Genomic DNA, 22,109 nt, shown 5'->3' on the forward strand with positions numbered 1-22,109 from the left:
ATAACGATGAAATTAAAAATAAACTTATACATAGCCTTTTGCAGCATCGCTGTTCTGGCAGGTTGTAAAAAAGTACTGGATAAAGGCGATCTGGGCAGTATACCAACCGATCTTGTCTACAACGATTCCACCCTGGTTAATCTTAATGTAGGATACATCTATGATCAGAACCTGCCCAGCTGGGGAGGAAATTCCGGAGTGAACACACTTACAGCTACAACAGCCGGCGGTACACTGACGGATGAATCATATGGGGAGAGCAAATTTCTGGAGGGAACGCTTACTGAGAGTGACGTTACTGATTTTGGAACCACATTAAGTGCGACCAATAACTATGGCAAAATCCGCACCATCAATATGATGATGGCCGACGTAGATGCGGGAACACTTCCTCTGGGTACAAAAAACAGGCTGAAAGCACAGGTCTATTTCTTCAGGGCATGGAGGTATTTTGAATTGGTACGTACTTATGGTGGCGTTCCGCTGGTACTTACGCCGCTTGATGGTGTAGGCCAGGAAGCCAAAGATCTGGCCCTGCTGCCCCGAAACAGTACTTCGGAATGTATCAGACAGATTACAAGTGACCTTGATACGGCCATTAAGTACCTGCCGGGAAAATGGCCGGGATCAGCCGATTGGGGAAGGATTACAAGGGGAGCTGCGGCAGCCTTGAAAGGACGGGTCCTGCTTACCTATGCAAGTCCGCAGTTCAATCCGGACGATCTTCAGGACCGCTGGCAGGCGGCATACAGCGCTAACCTGCAGGCACGCGATCTGTTAACTGCTGCCGGATTTGGCCTCAACGCTTCTTATGCAGATATGTGGTTTACAGAGGTAAATAACCCTGAAGCAGTAATGATCACCGGTTTCAATACGGCAACGGGCGATCAGACCAAAAAGAACAATGGTTATGACAATGCGACGAGGCCATCGTACACAGGTACCGGCGGCGGATCTAATCAGCCCTCATGGGACCTGGTCAAATCATATCCGATGAAAGATGGTAAAAGACCTGGCAGTTCAACGGTATACACGTATGCCGATCAGACATTCTATAAAAACAGAGACCCGCGGTTTGAACAGACGATCGGCTACAACGGTTCTCTCTGGCCTTTGAACAACAATACCACATACCGCCTGTGGACATACTTTGCTGCTGGCAAAACCACAGAGGTTAAGGCTTCAAATACAGGTTTCTATACCCGTAAGGCGATTAACCCAACAGTGCTTACCAGTGATGTGCAGTTTTCGGGTACCGACTGGATGGAGATCCGCTACGCAGAGGTGCTGCTCAATCTGGGCGAAAGTGCAGTGGGGATCAATAAAACAGGTACTGCAGATGAGGGTTATGCCAGTATTATTGCTGTCAGAAAAAGAGCTGGCATCGAAGCAGGTGCAAATGGTTTGTACGGACTTAGTTCGGGCATGAGCAGGGCCGATCTCTTCACAGCATTTTTATATGAAAGACAGATCGAATTTGCCTTTGAAGGGAAACGGTTCTGGGATCTCAGACGCTGGAAGAAGTTTGAAAGCACCATTAACGGTATAAAAAGGAGAGGGGTGGTCATCAACCTGAAAACAGGCAGCGGAATACCAACGGCAGCACAATTTGCTGACCCCAATAATGCAAATTACAGGGATAAAGTGAACCTCGATGTGGCCTATGCCAACTACTTCAGTGTAGAATTCAAAGACCTTGATACACGCTATAGCCCTAACTGGAAACCAGCATACTATTTCTTTGGTATACCGAACTCCACTATGGCCAACAATCCTAAAATTACACAAAATAACACCTGGGGCGGACCATTTGATCCCCTGAAGTAGGGAGCTGAAGCCCACCCGACATAAACTATACAGACATGAAAAAAACCTTGCCATTTTTATTTGCCATTTTACTGACCTACGCTCAAGCCTCATTTGCGCAATACCCTGATATCCCGAAAGATATCCAGGAGCAAACTAATGCACTCATGAAAGAAACCATGAGGTTATCTGATATTGCATGGCTGAAAGCTGTTCCGGAAATTGAAAAAGAATCAAGAGAAGGAAAACCGTATATCCCATGGGCAGCCCGTCCCACAGATCTTCCGCAATCACCCCTGCTTGCCTTTCCGGGCGCTGAAGGTGGTGGTGCACATTCTTTTGGCGGCAGGGGCGGTAGGGTGATTGTTGTTACCTCACTGGCGGACAGTGGTCCGGGAACGTTGAGGGAAGCATGTGAACAGGGCGGCGCAAGGATTGTGGTCTTCAATGTCTCAGGTATAATCCGAATCAAAAGTCCTCTGATTATCAGGGCACCTTATATTACTATTGCCGGACAAACTGCTCCCGGTGACGGGGTATGTGTAGCGGGTGAAAGCGTTTGGATCAATACACATGATGTGATCGTGCGCTTTATGCGCTTCCGCCGGGGAGAAACCAATGTTGGCCGCAGGGATGATGCCATCGGTGGAAATCCTGTAGGTAATATCATGATCGACCATGTTTCTGCCAGCTGGGGACTGGACGAGAATATGTCGATGTACAGGCACATGTTCAATGACAGTACCGGAAAGACAGAGCAGAAACTGGGTACGGTAAATATCACTATTCAGAATTCCATCTTTTCTGAAGCCCTGGATACCTGGAACCATGCTTTTGGCAGTACGCTGGGCGGAGAGAACTGTACATTTATGCGGAATTTGTGGGCCAATAATGCCGGCAGAAACCCCTCTATAGGATGGAACGGGATCTTCAATTTTGCAAATAATGTCGTTTTTAACTGGTATAACCGTTCTACAGATGGTGGCGATTATACCGCTTTGTATAACATTATCAATAATTACTACCAGCCAGGACCTATTACCCCAAAAAATGAACCTATCAGGTACCGTATCCTCAAACCTGAGTCGGGCAGGAGCAAGCTGAAATATGTTGTTTTCGGACGCGCTCACGTAGAAGGCAACATTGTGGAAGGGAATGAGCAGGTAACAAAAAATAACTGGGACGGAGGTATCCAGATTGAAGGGAAAGACGGAAAGGTATTTGAAGAGAAAGAAGCAGAACAGTACTTCGCGGCCATGCGTGTGAAGGAGCGTTTGCCAATGCCTGCAGTCACTATCATACCAGCGCTTGAAGCCCGTACCTACGTCCTGGCCAATGCTGGAGCAACACTTCCGTTGCGGGATCCTGTAGATACGAGAGTGATAGAACAGGTAAAAACCGGTAAAATCAATGCGAAAGAGAACGTGAAACTTCCGGAAACCAATTTCAAGCACCGCCGTATGCCGGTTGATTCGTATAAAATGGGAATCATCACTGATATCAGCCAGGTTGGAGGATATCCCGAATATAAAGGTACGCCCTATAAGGACACTGATAAGGACGGGTTGCCTGATGCGTATGAAATTAAAAATGGCCTTAACCCTAAAAATGCTGCTGATGCTGCGGCAATCACAAAATCGGGTTATGCAAACATAGAGGTTTACCTGAACAGCGTTGTACCTGTAAAGACCGTAAAACCTTAAAAATATTATTTGGTTACAGTGTGAATGGGGGGCGCCGCTTGGACACGGTGTCCCCCTTATTTAGCTTAAGAAACAAAGCTTGTACGCTTTACCGAATTGCTGAATTAAACAGGTATTTTAGTATCAGTTAACCAGTATAAATTTAGAACCAAACGTTTTGATCAGATACTTTTTCAAATCCGGCTGTCGCATCCTGTATAAACAGATTTTCCTGTTATCAGTCATAACTGTCTGTACTTCTTTTATTGCTTTGGGGCAAAAGAAAGTGATACCCAAAGCTCCGGTATACCTGGAGAAAGATGGCAAGCTGGCCTACACACCAGACGCTATGGGAAACAGGATCCCTGATTTTTCTTATTGCGGATACAGGGCGGGAGAGGTTCCCATTCCTGATGCGGTAATCAAAGTTGTTGTGCCGCCCAGAAATGGTGATGCAACAAATGCGGTTCAGTCGGCTCTCGATTATGTTTCTGGGCTGCCGCCAGGAAAGGACGGTTTACGTGGTGCGGTACTCCTACAAAAAGGACTGTATGAAATCAGTGGTACCCTGTCTATTCATGCCTCTGGCGTGGTCCTGCGGGGATCCGGAACAGGGCCGGCAGGAACAGTGATCATGGGAACGGGCACAAGTCGTGAGACTCTGATCAGTGTTGCCGGAACAAACAACAAAAGAGAAGATAAAGAAGTGAAAATTGATGAAGCCTATGTAACTGTAAACTCTTCGGGGTTTAAAGTGCCGGATGCTTCAAAATTCAGGCTGGGTGATCAGGTAACTGTCCGCAGGCCTTCAACAGCAGCCTGGATCAGCCAGATTGGTGCTGATCATTTTGGCGGTGGAATTACCGCTCTGGGATGGAAGGCAGGCACGCGGGACCTGTTCTGGGACAGAACAATCAAAGAGATAAAAGGCCAGCTGATTATCCTGGATGCCCCGTTGACAACTGCTTTGGATAGCAATTACGGTGGTGGATATATATCCGTGTATCAATGGAAAGGCAGAATTGCCAATACCGGGATAGAAAACCTGGAACTGGCTTCTGCTTTTGATGCCGCAAATGTTAAAGACGAAGCCCATCGCTGGATGGCAATTACTATAGAAAATGTAAAGGATGCCTGGGTAAGGCAGGTGAATTTTAAACATTTTGCCGGTTCAGCAGTAGAAATACTCGCCAGCGCCAGAAGAATTACCGTGGAAGACTGTAAATCACTTGATCCCGTATCTGAGATCGGAGGCCAGCGGCGAAATACATTTGTAACTACCGGGCAGCAGACATTGTTCCAGCGGATTTATTCTGCTTATGGCTACCATGATTTCTCTACAGGTTTTGCAGCTGCAGGACCCAATGCCTTTGTAGAGTGTAAAGCATATATGCCGTATAGTTTTAGCGGGGCAACCGATAGCTGGGCATCAGGGGTTTTGTTTGATATTGTCAATATCGACGGACAGGCGGCATTGAGTTTTATGAACCGCGGACAGGAAGGTATGGGGGCAGGATGGGCAGCGGCTAACAGTGTGTTCTGGCAATGCTCAGCATCCAGAATTAATTGCTACCAACCGCCGGGTGCCCAAAACTGGTCGTTTGGCAGCTGGGCAGAGTTTGCTGGAGACGGCTATTGGGACAGTTCAAACGAACAGATTAAACCACGGAGTCTGTACTACGCGCAGTTACAGGACCGCCTGGGAAAAACACCTGCTGTTTATCTGATGCCCACACCAACCGAAGCTTCCAGCAGCCCTACGGCAGAAGCGGCTGCACAGCTCATAAAATTGTCTGTCAAACCAGCTTTCACACTCGAAGAATTTATAGACCAGGCATCCGCACGTACATCAATACCTGCTGAGGATAAAGGTGCAAAATCAATCGATCAGATTGGGCTGAAGAAAGTTGCTTCCAGCCCTGGAGCACCGGCAATGGCTGTCAGAAATGGCTGGCTGGTACGCGGACAAAGCATTATCAGCGGCAGACGGCAGGATGTGCAATGGTGGACAGGCAGTGCCCGTCCTTATGCATTGAAAGGCATGAAAGCACATATAACCCGCTTCGTACCGGGGCAAACCGGTACAGGGCTAACAGATGATCTGAATGCAGTAACAGATAGTATGCGGGCAGATCATGTTGTGGCGATAGACCATAATTATGCATTGTGGTATGAGCGCCGGCGTGATGACCATGAAAGGATCAGAAGAATAGACGGGGATGTATGGCCGCCTTTTTATGAGTTGCCATTTGCCAGAAGCGGGCAGGGTACAGCCTATGACGGGCTCAGCAAATATGACCTCACTAAGTATAATAAATGGTACTGGGCAAGGTTGAGGCAGTTTGCCGACCTCGCCGATCAGAAAGGCCTGCTGCTGCTCCACCAGAATTATTTTCAGCACAATATTATCGAAGCCGGTGCGCATTATGCAGATTTCCCATGGCGCCCGGCCAATAACATAAATGACACAGGGTTCCCTGAACCTGTTCCCTATGCCGGTGATAAACGGATATTTATGGCTGAGCAGTTCTATGATATCAGCAATCCTCAGCGCCGGAAGATACACGAAGCCTATATCCGCCAGTGTCTGGAAAACTTTAAACACAATACAGGAGTGATCCAGTTTATTGGCGCAGAATTTACCGGCCCGCTGCATTTTGTACAGTTTTGGATCGATACGATCAAAGCCTGGGAAAAGGAAAGCGGAAAGAAAGCGCTGATTGCCCTGAGCACCACAAAAGATGTGCAGGACGCTATTCTTGCGGATCCGGACAGGGCTGCGGTGGTAGATATGATCGATATCCGTTACTGGCATTACCAGACTGACGGGAAGGCGTATGCTCCCCCCGGAGGACAAAGCCTGGCACCCAGACAACAGGCGCGATTGTATAAACCCAAAAAAACATCGTTTGAACAGGTTTACAGGGCGGTAAAGGAATACAAACAAAAATTCCCGGATAAGGCGGTCACTTACTCAGGTGATAATTTTGATCATCTGGGCTGGGCTGCCCTGATGGCCGGAGGATCTTTGTCTGTAATACCGGAAATAGGGAACGCAGGTTTCAGTGCTGAGCTTGCTGCAATGGCGCCGGAAAATGAATACATGCTTGCCAGTAAAGGTAAATCGTACCTGATTTATTTATTTGGAGGTAAATCCGCCAGTTTGAATCTCCCCGCAGGAAATTATAAGCTGAGGACAATCAACCCGGTAGACGGCAAGATCGAAAAGAAGGAACGACAGATCAAAGGGAATACCACGTTTGACTATCAGAATCAATCAAAGATTGAGCAGGTAATATGGATTTCAAAAAACTAAGTTTATGAAGATGAATAAGTTTATAAATGCCCTTCTTCTATTGTGCATCACTGCCTGCCAGGTTGAAAAAAAACCGGATGGAATGCAGAAACTGGCTGTCTCAGAGAATAAAAGGTTCCTGATGACTGCTGACGGAAAGCCTTTTTTCTGGCTGGGTGATACCGGCTGGTTGCTGCTGAATAAGCTCGACCGCAAAGAGGCAGATCAATACCTTGAAGACCGCAGAAAAAAGGGATTCAATGTAATCCAGGTAATGGTGCTCCATACCATACCTGAAAAAAATATTTATGGCAGAAGAGCATTGATTGATGGGGATATAAGTAAACCAGATACTACAAAAGGCAATCTGCCGGCAGATTCAACACAATATGACTACTGGGACCATCTTGATTATATGGTAGCAACGGCAGAAAGGAAAGGCCTGTATATGGCGTTGGTCCCTGTATGGGGATCTCCGGTTAAAAGTGGTAAGGTAAATCCTGAACAGGCAAAACTATACGCAGCATTCCTTGCAAAACGTTACCGGGACAAAACGAATATCATCTGGATGAACGGTGGCGACATCAAGGGTAGTGATTCTATCAGGGTATGGCAAAATATCGGGCAAACACTAAGGGCCAATGATCCAAACCATCTGATCACTTTTCACCCCCGGGGAAGGTCACAATCCTCATTCTGGTTTCAGTCGGCCCCATGGCTCGACTTCAATATGGTACAATCAGGCCATCAGCGGTACGAACAGGATACCTCCAGAAAAGAGACCCTGCATTACGGAGAGGATAACTGGAAATATATAGAGGCGGATTACAAGCTGAAACCCATTAAGCCCACAATAGATGCAGAGCCCTCTTATGAGGGTATTCCACAGGGATTACATGATATTACACAGCCACGCTGGACTGCTGCTGATGTGAGAAGGTACGGCTACTGGTCGGTCTTTGCAGGCGCATTTGGCTATACCTACGGGCAGAACTCTGTCATGCAGATGCACAGAAAAGAAGATAAGGAAAGTGCTTATGGATCAGATGAACTCTGGACCTCTGCAATCAATGCGCCCGGTGCTTCTCAAATGCTTTACCTGAAAAATCTGCTGCTGTCACGTTCCTTTTTTGACAGGGTACCTGATCAATCGCTGGTTGCGCCGGAGGCAGGGAAACTGCTTTCAGTTGCACAGCCTGAAAAATATGACCGGATCGCTGTGACCCGCGGAAAGAATTATGTGATGGCTTATACCTATACAGGCATAAATTTCTCCCTCATTATGGGGAAAATTCCGGGTGAGAAGGTCAAAGCATCCTGGTTTGATCCCCGCAGCGGAAAAACAAGGGTATTTGGGGAGATCTCCAACAGGGGAACTGCCCGGTTTAATCCTCCGGGGGAGAAAAAGGACGGAAACGACTGGGTACTGATCCTCGATAGTATTTAAGATGAGAAACCTTCTTTACATATTGATCCTGTGCTGCTGTTCCTGCTCAAAAGAGGTATATCTTTTTACTTCTTTTCATGAGCCGGCCAACGAAGGGCTGCGTTTTTTATATAGTGATGACGGTTACAAATGGAAAGACCTGGGGTATATTTTTTTGAAACCGGAAGCAGGTACTCAAAAAGTAATGCGGGACCCTTCGATTGCGGTGGGACCGGATGGGGTATATCACCTGGTGTGGACTTCCAGCTGGAAAGGCGACAAAGGATTTGGCTATGCATCTTCAAAAGATCTTGTACACTGGTCGCCACAAAAAATGATAAACGTGATGGAACATGAAACCGCAACGGTGAATGTCTGGGCACCGGAAATCTTTTATGACGGTAAGGGTAAACAATTTATCATCATCTGGGCATCAACCATCCCAAACCGCTTTCCAAAAGGCACCGAGGAAGAGAACAATAATCACCGGATGTATTTTACGCTGACTAAAGATTTTGAACATTTTTCTGAGGCACAGCTTTTTCTTGATCCGGGTTTTAGTGTGATTGATGCGGTTATTGTGCAAAAGAAATCAAATGATTATGTGCTGGTATTAAAAGATAATACCCGTGCAAACAGAAACCTGAAAGTTGCTGCTGCCACTGATGTACTGGGACCATACAGCAACATATCTGCCCCATTCAGCGGCAATCTGACGGAAGGACCGTCGGTTGTAAAAGTGCGAAAGGACTGGCTGATCTATTATGATGCCTACGGAGAAAAACGTTACGCTGCCTATCGCACGCGTGATTTCAAAACTTTCACTGATAGCTCTGCTGAGATCGAAGTCCCCGCAGGGCATAAACACGGGACGATTTTCAAATCTACCAGAGGCATCCTTAAAGGATTAAAACAGAAAGCAGCAAATGTGAATACCATTGTGCAACCAACAGGAAAAGAATAAATAGCATGAAAAGAATTTTAAAAGTGGTTTTGATGGTATCTGCCTGCATGCTCCAACGTAATGTTCATGCGCAGGATACTGTACGTTATACTGGCAGTACACTTTCAAATGTAGATTACCACCACGGGCAGCTGAGCCTTGCTGTTGGGGTACATAATATCCAGGCCTTTCGCGCCAACAGGGAACACCCTGAACTTGCAGGTGGCCATAACTGGACATACAATCATGCGCCTATGCTGGCGTACTGGAATAATACTTTTTACCTTGAATTTCTGAGTACTCCGGCGGGGGAGCACATCCCGCCGGGAAAAACCTTAATGATTACCTCTAAAGATGGCTATCACTGGTCGGCCCCCGAAACGATCTTTCCGCCATATAAAGTGCCTGATGGCTTCACAAAGAAAGATTACCCTGGAGTCGCCAAAGACCTGTATGCCGTGATGCACCAGCGTATCGGCTTTTATACTGCAAAAAATAAACGTCTGCTGGCGCTGGCGTATTATGGCGTGGCCATGGATGCAAAAGATGATCCCAACGACGGTAACGGTATTGGAAGGGTAGTAAGGGAAGTTTATGCCAGCGGAAAATACGGACCTATCTATTTTATCAGGAACAATGCATCCTGGGATAAATCCAGGTCAGCCTATCCGTTTTATACGAGCAGCAAGGACAAGGGCTTTATTGCCGCCTGCAACGAACTCCTTGCACAGCCGCTGATGATGCAGCAATGGGTAGAAGAGGCCGACCGGAACGATCCGCTTATCCCCTTAAAAAGACCTATCAAGGCATTTAGTTTTTATCACCTGGCCGATGGCAGGGTAGTAGGCTTATGGAAAAACGCATTGACCTCGGTAAGTACAGACGAAGGAAAGACCTGGGTTTTCAATCCCCTGCGGGCGCCTGGTTTTGTGAATAGCAATGCGAAAATCTGGGGACAGAGAATGCCCGGCGGAGGTTATGCTACGGTATATAATCCATCAGAATTCCGCTGGCCTCTGGCAATTTCTACCAGTGATGACGGATTAAATTATAAAGATTTGCTGCTGCTGAATGGCGAGATTACGACCATGAGGTATGGCGGAAATTTCAAATCCTACGGCCCCCAATATGTCCGTGGGATCCAGGAGGGCGATGGCGATCCCGGAGATGGAAACATGTGGGTGACCTATAGTATGAACAAAGAGGATATCTGGCTGGCAGCTATCCCGACTCCGGTTATTTCTACAGTTGCTGAACCCGTAAATGAAGTGTTTGCAGAAATGAAAGCGGGTACAGAATTACGTTACTGGAATTTATTCAGCCCCCTCTGGGCTTCTGCCCAGATTGAAAAATTACCTGATGGTAAAAGGGCATTGGCGCTGCGCGACCATGATAAGTTTGATTATGCGAAGGCTGAGCGGGTAATCCCGGCAGCAAAACATGTTGCTGTTGAATTCAGCGTCATTCCCGCACAGTCGGACAAAGGCGTGTTGCATATAGAATTTACCGATAGCCGGGGACAGGCCGCTGTGCGGCTGGTATTTGATGCAGAGAGCCTGTTGAAAACCAAAGCAGGTTATCGCTATTCAGGGATTACCCGGTACGAAAAGAACAGAAAGTATACAATTAAAGTGGAATTGAATACCACCAGCCGGTCATACGATGTAACTGTAAACGGAGAAAAAAAAGGAACCAAAATATTTTTTGCTCCTGTATCCGAGATTGCCAGGGTAACTTTCAGAACAGGTGAGGTACGCCGTTTCCCTGATGCTGACACTGAAACAGATCAGGACTTTGATCTGAAGGATGCAGGTGCGTCTGATCCCGAAGCGCTTTATTTTATCGAATCATTTAAAACCCAATCCTTTTAAAATGTTGAGGAGAGCTATATTATTCTTGTGTATTTTGCTATACGGCTTGCAACATGGCTATGCGCAGCAAATAAAAACTGCTGCAGCCAGCGAAACCGAAATACTCTTTCTTTCAGGAAAAGGAAATGACGATACCATTAAATGGGATTTCTTCTGTACTGCCGGCCGCAATTCAGGCAAATGGACAAAAATTGCAGTTCCTTCAAACTGGGAGTTACAGGGGTTTGGCAAATATGACTATGGTTTCAGGCCAGACAGTCTGCGTGGAAAAGAAAAAGGATTATATAAACGCACATTTAAAATACCAGCTGCCTGGAAAGGTAAAAAGATCAATCTCGTTTTCGAGGGATCGATGACGGACACGGAAGTGAAGATAAATGGCACTGCTGCCGGAGCAATTCACCAGGGATCATTTTATGCTTTTAAATATGATATCAGCAAGCTGGTTACCTTTGGCAAAACAAACCTGCTGGAAGTGACAGTTTCAAAACACTCTGCAAATCCATCAGTGAATGCAGCAGAGCGCAAAGCCGATTTCTGGCTGTTTGGAGGGATCTTCAGACCTGTGTTTCTGGAAGCATTACCTGTTGACCATCTGGAAAGGGTAGCGCTTGATGCAAAAGCGGATGGAACATTAAAGGGCAGAATCGCCTTCAAAGGAGAAGCAAATCAGCTTTCCATAGCTCTTTATACGGCTGATGGTACTCAACTGGGCAATATATATAAAAAAGAGTGGGGGTCAGGTGTTTCCGAAGTCCTCTTTCAAACACAATACACCGGCACAAAGCAATGGTCTGCCGAATCACCTGTTTTATATACTGCAATTATCAGCCTCTATAAAGATGGCAAACTGCTGCATAGCCTGCGGCAAAAAACAGGCTTCCGCAGTATTGTTGTAAAACAGCGTGATGGTCTGTATGTCAATGGTGCAAAAATCAAATTCAAAGGGGTAAACCGCCATTCTTTCTGGCCAACATCGGGCAGAACCACCAGCAAAAAAATATCTGTGGCAGATGTGCTGCTGATGAAAGATATGAACATGAATGCGGTAAGGATGTCGCATTACCCGCCTGATGCACACTTCCTGGATGTCTGCGATTCACTGGGGCTCTATGTGATGGATGAACTCGCCGGATGGCATGGGCAGTATGATACACCAACCGGTTCAAAACTGGTTCCGGAAATGATTGCCCATGATGAAAATCATCCCTCAATAATTTTCTGGTCGAACGGGAATGAAGGGGGGCATAACCTGGAACTCGATACTTTATTTGCAGAGCAGGATCTGCAGCACAGACCTGTTATCCATCCATGGATGGCATTCGGAGGTTTTGATACCCAGCATTACCGCGAATACAACTATGGAATAGGCAACTATGACCATGGGCATAATATTGTCATGCCTACAGAATTGCTGCATGGGCTCTTTGACGGTGGCCATGGTGCCGGACTCGAAGATTACTGGAAAGCGATGTGGATAAATCCGTTATCTGCCGGGGGCTTTCTCTGGGATTTTGCCGATCAGGGTGTGCTACGTACCGATCAGAAAGGCAGAATAGATACTGATGGAAACCATGGCGCGGATGGGATAGTAGGGCCTTTTCACGAAAAGGAAGGCAGTTATTTTGCAATCAAAGAAATCTGGAGCCCGGTATACGTAGAACACAGAGAATTGAGCAATGATTTTGACGGTACCTTTAACCTGGAAAACCGCTTTGACTTTACAAATTTAAAAGACTGCAGCTTCAGCTGGAAGCTGGAAAATTTGGCCCGGTATAACAGCGGGACCAGTGCTCTGGTCAAAAATACTGATGTATTACGCGCAGATTCCGGTAATGCGGTAGCTCCGGATATTCTGCCCCTCGCGAAAGGAAAGCTACAACTGGATTTGCCCAAAAACTGGAATACATATACAGTCTTATACCTTAAAATCAAAGGTCCTGATGGCAGGGAACTGTTCACCTGGAGTTTCCCTGTGAAAAGACCTGATGAAATTGCCCGCCTGCTGGTACCCGAAAATGGTAACGGAAAAGTAGTAGTCAGGGCAACTGATAAACGTTTTGAGGTATCAGTTAAAGATCTCCGGATATCTGTCAGCAGAGATTCGGGAATTCTGGAAAAGCTGAGTAACGGAAAAGGGGATATTCCTTTTACAAATGGACCAATATTACAGGAGGGACTGAATAACTTCCGGAATTTCAGTTCCCGCAGAGAGGGTGAGACAGTAGTGATTTCCTCGGAGTTTAACAGAAAGACTGCCTATAATACCCTGAAATGGACAATTTATCCTTCAGGATGGGTAAAAATGGAAGTTGTTTATTTCCCGGGTGCCTACTTTACCAACTTTGCCGGGGTTAACTTTTCCTTCCCGGAAAAGCAGCTCAAAGGAGTGCGCTATATGGGTAACGGGCCTAACCGCGTCTGGAAGAACCGAATGAAAGGAAACCTTTTTGGTGTTTGGAACAAAGCTTACAATGATGCAGCAACAGGAGAATATCCCAGTACCTATCCGGAGTTTAAAGGCTACCATTCCAATATGTACTGGATCACCTTTAATACCACTGGGCAGCCATTTACCGTGGTAACTGACCAGGAGGATATGTTCTTCAGGTTGTTCAGTCCAAAGAAATCAGATGATCAGTATGATAATCTGCAGCCTACATTCCCATCGGGGGATATATCTTTCATGCAGGCGATCTCCGGTATCGGAACCAAAACCCAGAAGCCCGAAACTACCGGCCCAATGGGGATGAAGAACATCTTTTATGATTATGAGAAGGAGCCTCTAAGAGCCAAACACCTGGTTTTATATTTCGATTTTACTGGAAAGGAGCTCAGGAATGACTAAAGCTGCAATAGGTTTGTTTATTATTTTAACCCTGGCTGTTACTGCTAAAGGACAGGTACAGCTAAGTTTTCCGCGTTGCGAAATGAGGGAAAACCCAATGGGAATTGATGTACTCCAACCTGCGCTCAGCTGGAGAATAGAGAGCAATTCAAGAAGCACGGTGCAAACGGATTATCAGATTCTGGTTGCCTCTTCTCAGGAGAAGCTTGCAGTAAATAAAGGGGATCTCTGGGATTCAGGAAAAATCAGGTCCCCGGAATCGGCAAACGTAGTTTACCAGGGTTTAGCCTTAAAGAGCAGAACAAAGTGTTACTGGAAGGTGAAAGTTTGGACAAACAAAGGTAGCAGTGAATGGACTGCCCCGGCATTCTGGAGCACGGGATTACTCAACGGGGCTGATTGGAAAGGTCGCTGGATCGGGATGGACCACGCTGCAAAAGGAGACAGCGAAACGCAGTTCTCCAGACTCTCCGCCCGGTACTTCCGAAAAGAATTCAAAGCAGCAAAACAGGTTAAATCTGCTACAGCGTATATCATTGGCCTCGGCTTGTACGAGTTGTATATCAATGGAAAAAAGATGGGCGATCAGGTGCTGGCTCCCGGACCTACAGATTATAATCAAACCGTAAAGTACAATACCTTCGATGTCACAAATTACCTGAAGCAGGGAAACAATGCCATTGGAACAGTTTTGGGAAACGGTCGTTTTTATACCATGAGGCAGGCCTACAAGCCCTATAAAATAAAAACCTTTGGCTATCCGAAAATGCTGCTGAACCTTGATATTGAATACAGCGATGGTACAAAAGAGGTAGTTGGCACAGATGATAGCTGGAAGATGACAGCCGAAGGGCCAATCCGGAGTAACAATGAATATGATGGGGAAGAGTACGATGCTACGCGGGAAATGCCGGGCTGGGCTGATGCAGGCTATAATACCCAAAGCTGGCAGAAAGCACAGTTTGTTCAGGAAGCCATAGGTATGCCTGTAGCCCAGATGAATGAGAATATGAAAGTCATGGAGACTATAAAACCTGTCTCCCTCACTCTGCTGAAACCCGGGGTGTACATAATGGATATGGGCCAGAATATGGCGGGCTGGATCAGGATGTCCGTAACAGGCAAACGCGGGCAAACCGTAAAACTGAGGTTCGGAGAAACCTTACAGGGCGGCGGGGAATTATTTGTCCGTAACCTGAGAGATGCAAAATCTACAGACAGTTATACGCTGAAAGGCGCTGTCAGGGAATCCTGGGAGCCATCCTTTGTCTATCACGGTTTCCGTTATGTAGAGATCAGCGGCTATCCTGGCAAACCCCTGTTAAAAGATTTTGAAGGAAGGGTAGTTTACGACGATATGCAGAGCAGCGGACAGTTTCTTTCGTCCAGCGCGACGCTGAACAGCATTTACAAAAATGCTTACCGGGGAATCAGGAGCAATTACAAAGGCATGCCGGTTGATTGTCCGCAGCGCAATGAGCGGCAGCCCTGGCTGGGCGACCGTACCACAGGCGCCTATGGCGAAAGTTTTTTGTTTGATAACGGCAGGTTATATACCAAATGGCTGGATGATATCCAGCAGTCGCAAAAGCAGGACGGGAGCATCCCTGATGTAGCCCCCGCATTCTGGCGGTACTATAGCGACAATGTAACCTGGCCGGCAACCTATTTTACCATTGCAGCTATGATATGGCAGCAATATGGCGATCTCCGCCCGATTGTAAAACACTATCCTTCGATGAAGAAATGGATGAACTACATGGAAGGAAAATATATGACGGACTATCTGCTGACCAGGGACAAATATGGAGACTGGTGTGTGCCGCCAGAATCAAAGGAAATGATTTTTTCCAGGGATCCGCTGCGTAAAACGGATGGGGTATTACTGGCTACTGCTACCTATTATAAACTGCTGACGCTGATGAAGGAATTTGCATTGCTGCAAAAACTGGATGGAGACGCAGCTGCGTTTGATAACCTTGCAGAGAAGATCAAAAACGCTTTTAATCAAAAGTTTCTTCATGAAGGGCAGTACAGCAATAACAGTGTAACGGCAAACCTGCTGCCCCTGAGTTTTGGGATGGTTCCTGACAAAGACAGGGCAGAGGTGTTCAAGAACCTGACAAATAAAGTAGAGATTGGCAACCAGAGCCACATCAGTACTGGCGTGATTGGTACCCAATGGCTGATGAGGGGTCTGTCATCCAATGGCCGGCCCGATCTGGCTTACCGGCTGGCCACAAACCGTACTTACCCCTCATGGGGTTATATGGTGGAAAATGGTGCCACAACCATCTGGGAACTCTGGAATGGCAACACTGCAGATCCGGGTATGAACTCCCAGAACCATGTGATGCTGCTGGGCGACCTCCTGATCTGGTATTATGAAAACCTGGCTGGTATCAAAGCTGCGGCACCAGGATTCAGGGAACTGATTATGAAGCCCGATTTTGTGCAGGACCTATCACATGTGGATGCCGGTTACCAATCTGTTTACGGCACAGTAAAAAGTAAATGGACAAAAAGCGAAGGCCACTTTGAATGGAATATTACACTGCCTGCCAATACTTCTGCAAAAATTTATATCCCGGTAAAGAACATCAGCCAGCTCCGGGAGAGTGGCAGTGAGCTAAAAGATGCCGATGGTGTCCGGCTGATCAGAATGGAGGGGCAGCAGGCCCTGATTGAAATCGGTTCAGGTGAATATAAATTTGTGTTGAATTAAACCTTGGGTATGAAAAAAATTGTGTGTTTATTGCTGCTGTTGCTGAGCATTATTAACAGCTTTGCGCAAGTAAAAAAATGGCAGAAAGGCTTATTGAAAGAAGAGTTTATCTATGATAAGGCCAGTTTCCCTTCCTGTCATTCTGCTACGATTGCTGAAACTCCTGCAGGATTGGTAGTCTCCTTTTTTGGAGGAACAAAAGAACGTAATCCTGACGTGGAGATTTATGTAAGCAGGCTTGTGAATGGGAAATGGACGGCACCTTACAGTGTTGCTGATGGCGTTTCATCAGCAGGGCCGAGATTGCCCACTTGGAATCCGGTGCTGTATCAGGTGCCTGGAGGGGATTTATTGCTGTTTTATAAGATTGGCCCCAAACCTTCGGAATGGTGGGGGATGATGAAAACATCTTCAGATTATGGCAAAACCTGGTCAGAAGCCCGCCACTTACCGCCAGGATATATCGGGCCGGTAAAAAACAAACCGGTTTTACTGAACAATGGAAACCTGTTCTGCCCCTCCAGTACCGAAGGTGAGGGAGGATGGAAGCTGCATTTTGAAGTGACAGCAGATCAGGGAAAAACCTGGAGAAAAGTTTTTCTGCCTGATGCAGGGAAAACAATCGGAGCTATCCAGCCCAGTATTTTAGACCATGGCAATGGGCAGTTGCAACTAATAGCCAGAAGCAGAAACAGAGCTTTGATTACTTCGTATTCTAAAGATTATGGTGAAAGCTGGTCTCCCTTAACTAAATCAAATCTGCCAAACAACAATTCCGGAACGGATGCGCTGACCATGAAAGATGGAAGGGATGTGCTGGTATATAATCATGTGCTGCCCCCTGGCGACTTGGCGAAAGGTGCAAGAACGCCGCTGAATGTTGCTGTTTCTAAAGACGGCACAACCTGGGATGCCGCCCTCATCCTGGAGGATTCACCCATCAGCCAGTACTCTTATCCCTCCGTAGTCCAGACTGCTGACGGAATGCTGCATTTCGTGTTCACCTGGCGCAGGGAAAAGATCAGGCATGTAGTTGTTGATCCTTCGCGGTTACAGTTAAAAAGAATTGAAAATGGACAATGGCCGGCACTGAAGGGTTATGCTGCGCCTGTAATTACAGAAGGCAAATCTGAAGAACCATGAGAAGAGGGATAAAACTATTCTTAACGGCAATGCTGATGCAGACTACGTTTGCAGCGTTGTTTCCCGACTATACTTTTGCGCAAAATTCCGATACTGAATATGCAGAGCCTTTAGCGAATGTACTCCGGCAGATCGAAGCGCATTTCAAAGTGAAGATCAAGTTTACTGAAGAGCAGGTAGAAGGCCGCTACGTAAAATACGCGGCCTGGAGGTTCAGGGAAACACTCGCTGAAACATTTACCAATGTGCTAAGCCCCCTGGATTTAAAAGTGAACCAGGAAAAAGAAACAGTATACAAGTTAAAGCCTTATGAATACTTCCGCTGGAATGTGGCAGACGGATGGGCAAAACTCGACAAACTTGCATCGGCAGTGCCGGATAAGACCAGCTGGGAGCAACGTAAAAAGTTGCTGCGGCCGCAGTTGTTCAGGGCATTGCAATTATCACCATTGCCACCGAAACCCAATTCAAAACCTATTATAACCAATCACAGGGTGATGGATGGGTATACTATAGAAAATATTGCACTGGAAATCCTGCCGGGATTGTACATCAATGGTTCTTTATACCGGCCACAGAAATTCCGGGGAAAAATCCCTGTAGTCCTTAGTCCGGATGGGCACTGGGCAGAGCAGCGCTACCGTGCCGACTGCCAGATCCGTTGCGCAATGATCGCAAAGATGGGCGCAATTGCTTTTAGTTATGACCTGTTTGCCTGGGGCGAATCCCTGCTGCAGTTTAAAGAAGAGGACCACCGCAAAAGCCTGGCGCAAACTGTACAAACGCTGGGTGCAATCAGAATACTGGATTATCTGCTGGCTTTACCAGAAGCGGATACTGCCAGAGTGGGCATCAGCGGAGGCTCTGGTGGAGGAAGCCACACGGTACTGATGGCAGCTTTGGATGAGCGGATCCGTTTATCCGCACCGGTAGTTGCCCTGTCATCCTACTTTTATGGGGGCTGTCCCTGCGAAAGTGGAATGCCGGTATACTCCTGTGGCAAAGGTACCAATCCGGTAGAGCTGGCAGCGATGGCTGCACCGGCACCGCAACTGGTAGTTTCTGATGGAAGCGACTGGACAGCACAATTCCCGGAACATGATTTTGCTTATCTGCAAAAAATCTATGGGTTTTATGGCGCAGTGCCCCGGATTCGTAACGTACACCTGCCCAAAGAGGGACATGATTTTGGATTTTCTAAAAGAAAGGCCCTTTATGACTTTATTATACAGGAATTTAAACTGAATGGAGCTAAGCTGAAGGATGATGAAGGTAAATATGATGAATCTTCGGTTAAGGTAGAAGCGGCAGCTGAATTATATGTCTTTGGAAAAAAAGGTGAGCACCTGCCTGCGAACGCGATCAAAGGCTTTGATCAGCTCGAAAAACTATTCACAGTATACAAATGATTGCTATATGGATAATTTAAACAGACGTTGTTTTATCAGAAATTCTGCACTGCTGACGGGGGCATTTTTACTGCCTGATTTTTTAAATACAGCAACTGCACAGAGTAATGGGATGCGGTACAAGATTGCCGTGATCGACCTGATGATCTTAAAAAGACAAAAACTCGGCGCGATCGGGCTTGCAAAGGAAATTGGGGCTGATGGTGTGGAACTGGATATGGGCGGACTGGGCAACCGGGATACTTTTGACAACAAACTGGCCGATCCTGCAGTGAGAAAAGAGTTTTTAGATAAAGCAAAAGAACTCGATATACAGATCTGTTCAATGGCCATGACGGGCTTTTATGCACAGTCCTTCGCCACCCGGCCTACCTACCAGCAAATGATCGGCGACTGTATTGCAACGATGAAAGCAATGAATGTGAAAATTGCATTTCTACCTTTGGGCGTAAGCGGAGACCTGGTGAAAAACCCGGAACTGAGGCCGGCTATTGTAGAGCGTTTGAAGGTTGCGGGAAAGATGGCTGGAAAAGCAGGTGTAGTCATCGGTATAGAAACCGCGCTTCCAGCTGCTGAAGAATTGCAATTACTGAAAGACATCGGTTCCAGATCGGTTCAGGTCTATTTTAATTTTTCCAATCCCCTTAAACAGGGCAGGGACCTGATTACAGAATTGAGAATACTGGGCAGAAAGAATATTTGCCAGATCCACTGTACAGATGAAGATGGTGTCTGGCTGCAGGACAATACCCGCCTGGATCTGCATAAAGTGAAAGCGGTACTTGACGAAATGAACTGGAAGGGCTGGCTTGTAATCGAAAGATCCAGAGATGTTAAAAACCCGAAAAGCGTCAAAGAGAATTTTGGTGCAAATACCAGATATTTGAAATCAGTATTTCAGGTATAAGCTAAAATACTGTGAATGAACAGTTTTATTTATATTCTCATCTCGTTCTTGTCACCGCTCCCTGGTACATAACCAAGATCTGGCGTTAACCAGTGTAGGAGCATGACCCTTGAATAACGGTAATTAAATGGAGAAAAAACCAGTACAGTAAAAAATAACAGGCCTACATAATACCAGAGATTATCATAAATTAAGGGCAGGCCTAAAATATATGCTGCTACACTTACTGTAATCATTTCCGCTACATTCATTGCATAGCTGATGAACATGGATACATAGAAAAAACCAGGTTCTCTTTCAAAACGGAGTTCGCAATGCGGGCAGTACTCATTGGTAGTCTGTCCCTTGAATGAAAAGGAATACATCTTACCTGAGAAGATATCCCCCTTTCTGCATCTTGGACATTTACATTGAATAACGGCCTGTAGTTTTGAAATTGGTGGGTTCATATCGGTAAACTTAGTTCTTAAAACCGGTCCTGAATGTAATTTTCGGTAAAATCCGGTTTTTGTACGATGAACAGTGCATGGGAGTCGTTTGTTTTTAAATTAGTAAAAGCTTTTTTTTAAAAAATTTTACATCATGTAATAAATAATGCTACATTTGTCGCCACGACAGGATACTCTAAGTGTTTGTCAATGCCCGGATGGCGAAATTGGTAAACGTTGCGGTCTCAGAAGCCGTTGGAGTAAGATCCTTGAGAGTTCGAGTCTCTCTTCGGGCACATTTAAACAGATTCGTCTGTAAATGTCAGAAAAAAACCTGCAGATCCTGATTTGCAGGTTTTTTTGTTTCTGTACAAATCACATACTTTAGCCTCCCTTCACCCAATCCGAAGCAGATATCATGTACATCTGTATGTAAAGTCAAATCTTTAGCTTCAGTCAGTCTTTACCCTATATATTCTCTAATTTTATAAAAACCGCAGGTTTAACCTTGCGTTATAAAAGAACATTACAGGTAAATCAACATCATAAAATGGCAGGAATTACATATTCAGTATTAGATTTAGCTACAGTGGTTGCAGGCAAAACTCCTGTAGACACTTTTCGTCACAGCCTTGATCTTGCACAGCATGCTGAGCAATTGGGTTATAAAAGGTACTGGCTGGCAGAACACCACAATATGATCAGTGTTGCAAGTTCCGCAACGTCAGTACTGATCGGTTATATAGCAGGCGGCACAAAGTCGATCAGGGTAGGATCAGGCGGCATCATGCTGCCTAACCACTCCCCGCTGGTTGTTGCAGAGCAGTTCGGAACACTGGCTTCATTATATCCGGGCAGAATAGACCTTGGCCTGGGCAGGGCTCCTGGTACAGATCAGGTAACCGCTATGGCCATCAGGGGAAGCCGCTTCAATGCTGCACATGATTTTCCGGAAGACGTGGATCAGTTACAAACCTACTTCTCGGACGATAATGCCAGCAGCCAGGTACGTGCAATCCCGGGCGAGGGACTGGATATTCCGGTCTGGATACTGGGTTCCAGTACAGACAGCGCACGTTTGGCTGCTGAAAAAGGGCTTCCCTATGCTTTTGCAAGTCACTTCGCACCGGTACAGTTCCTCACAGCTATTAATATTTACCGTCAGAACTTCAAACCTTCAGAACACCTGGAAAAACCGTATGTGATCTCTTGTGTAAACGTTGTGGCTGCGGATACAGATGCCGAAGCAAACCGCCTGGTTACCTCATTGCTGCAATTCTTTATGGGCGTAGTTACAGGTAGACGAAGGTTACTACAGCCACCGGTAGAGAGTATGGATGACATCTGGAACGCACAGGAAGCAGAAGCCGTAGGGCAGATGCTGGGCTGTTCATTTATTGGTAGCCCGGAAACAATCAGGGAAGACTTACAGTCGTTCATGGACCAGACAAAAGTAGACGAAGTAATGGTTACTTCTCATATCTATGATCACCAGGCGAGGCTGCATTCGTACGAACTGTTTGCAGATGTAATCAAAAAAATCAACGTGCCGGTACTGAACTAACCGGCTGCAGAGATTTGGATAAGAAAACTGAATCAACAGCCGGATTTGAACTACCCGGCTGT

General features: G+C 46.3%; 13 protein-coding genes and 1 tRNA gene. 13 read left to right on the forward strand and 1 reads right to left on the reverse strand.

All coding sequences use genetic code 11. The features are described 5' to 3' along the window. Window positions 1-6: 6 nt before the first annotated feature. The 11 genes from ABWY16_RS13195 (at window position 7) to ABWY16_RS13245 (ending at window position 20,055) form a co-directional block, all read left to right on the forward strand. Window positions 7-1,827, forward strand: coding sequence for a RagB/SusD family nutrient uptake outer membrane protein (locus ABWY16_RS13195; RefSeq protein WP_353905114.1), 1,821 nt, complete (start codon window positions 7-9; stop codon window positions 1,825-1,827). Window positions 1,828-1,862: 35 nt separating this feature from the next. Further along, the gene (locus tag ABWY16_RS13200) at window positions 1,863-3,509 is read left to right on the forward strand and encodes a pectate lyase family protein (protein WP_353905115.1); all 1,647 of its coding nucleotides are present in this window, start codon (window positions 1,863-1,865) and stop codon (window positions 3,507-3,509) included. Window positions 3,510-3,759: 250 nt separating this feature from the next. Further along, entirely contained in the window at window positions 3,760-6,804 is a 3,045-nt protein-coding gene (locus tag ABWY16_RS13205) for a DUF6298 domain-containing protein (RefSeq protein ID WP_353905116.1), read from the forward strand. Window positions 6,805-6,814: 10 nt separating this feature from the next. After that, window positions 6,815-8,230 (forward strand): glycoside hydrolase family 140 protein, encoded by a 1,416-nt coding sequence (locus ABWY16_RS13210; protein WP_353905117.1) that lies wholly within the window; start codon window positions 6,815-6,817, stop codon window positions 8,228-8,230. A gap of 1 nt (window position 8,231) precedes the next feature. Next, window positions 8,232-9,173 carry a glycoside hydrolase family 43 protein gene (locus tag ABWY16_RS13215; RefSeq protein WP_353905118.1) on the forward strand — a complete coding sequence of 314 codons (942 nt, stop codon included), beginning with the start codon at window positions 8,232-8,234 and terminating at the stop codon, window positions 9,171-9,173. Window positions 9,174-9,178: 5 nt separating this feature from the next. Continuing rightward, window positions 9,179-11,023, forward strand: coding sequence for a sialidase family protein (locus tag ABWY16_RS13220; protein ID WP_353905119.1), 1,845 nt, complete (start codon window positions 9,179-9,181; stop codon window positions 11,021-11,023). A gap of 46 nt (window positions 11,024-11,069) precedes the next feature. Further along, on the forward strand, window positions 11,070-13,871 hold the full coding sequence (locus ABWY16_RS13225) for a glycoside hydrolase family 2 protein (protein WP_353905120.1): 2,802 nt from the start codon (window positions 11,070-11,072) through the stop codon (window positions 13,869-13,871). Continuing rightward, complete coding sequence (locus ABWY16_RS13230) at window positions 13,864-16,596, forward strand: alpha-L-rhamnosidase (protein WP_353905121.1); 2,733 nt, start codon at window positions 13,864-13,866, stop codon at window positions 16,594-16,596. The genes ABWY16_RS13225 and ABWY16_RS13230 overlap by 8 nt, the downstream gene beginning before the upstream one ends. Before the next feature lie 9 nt (window positions 16,597-16,605). After that, window positions 16,606-17,739, forward strand: coding sequence for a sialidase family protein (locus ABWY16_RS13235; RefSeq protein ID WP_353905122.1), 1,134 nt, complete (start codon window positions 16,606-16,608; stop codon window positions 17,737-17,739). After that, window positions 17,736-19,148, forward strand: coding sequence for a dienelactone hydrolase family protein (locus ABWY16_RS13240; protein WP_353905123.1), 1,413 nt, complete (start codon window positions 17,736-17,738; stop codon window positions 19,146-19,148). The genes ABWY16_RS13235 and ABWY16_RS13240 overlap by 4 nt, the downstream gene beginning before the upstream one ends. 7 nt (window positions 19,149-19,155) lie before the next feature. After that, window positions 19,156-20,055, forward strand: a complete 900-nt coding sequence (locus ABWY16_RS13245) for a sugar phosphate isomerase/epimerase family protein (RefSeq protein ID WP_353905124.1) — start codon at window positions 19,156-19,158, stop codon at window positions 20,053-20,055. 29 nt (window positions 20,056-20,084) lie between these two features. Here ABWY16_RS13245 and ABWY16_RS13250 read toward each other — a convergent pair whose 3' ends face one another. Beyond that, window positions 20,085-20,504 (reverse strand): DUF983 domain-containing protein, encoded by a 420-nt coding sequence (locus ABWY16_RS13250; protein WP_353905125.1) that lies wholly within the window; start codon window positions 20,502-20,504, stop codon window positions 20,085-20,087. A 191-nt stretch (window positions 20,505-20,695) separates the two neighbouring features. Between ABWY16_RS13250 and ABWY16_RS13255 the strand changes: the two genes are divergently transcribed. Both ABWY16_RS13255 and ABWY16_RS13260 read left to right on the forward strand, forming a co-directional pair. After that, window positions 20,696-20,779, forward strand: a tRNA-Leu gene (locus ABWY16_RS13255). A gap of 254 nt (window positions 20,780-21,033) precedes the next feature. Then, a complete protein-coding gene (locus ABWY16_RS13260) occupies window positions 21,034-22,047 on the forward strand; it encodes an LLM class flavin-dependent oxidoreductase (protein ID WP_353905126.1) in 1,014 nt (337 codons plus the stop codon). The last annotated feature ends 62 nt before the right edge of the window (window positions 22,048-22,109 follow it).

Source organism: Pedobacter sp., from assembly GCF_040513095.1.
In the GTDB taxonomy this organism is placed as follows: domain Bacteria; phylum Bacteroidota; class Bacteroidia; order Sphingobacteriales; family Sphingobacteriaceae; genus Pedobacter.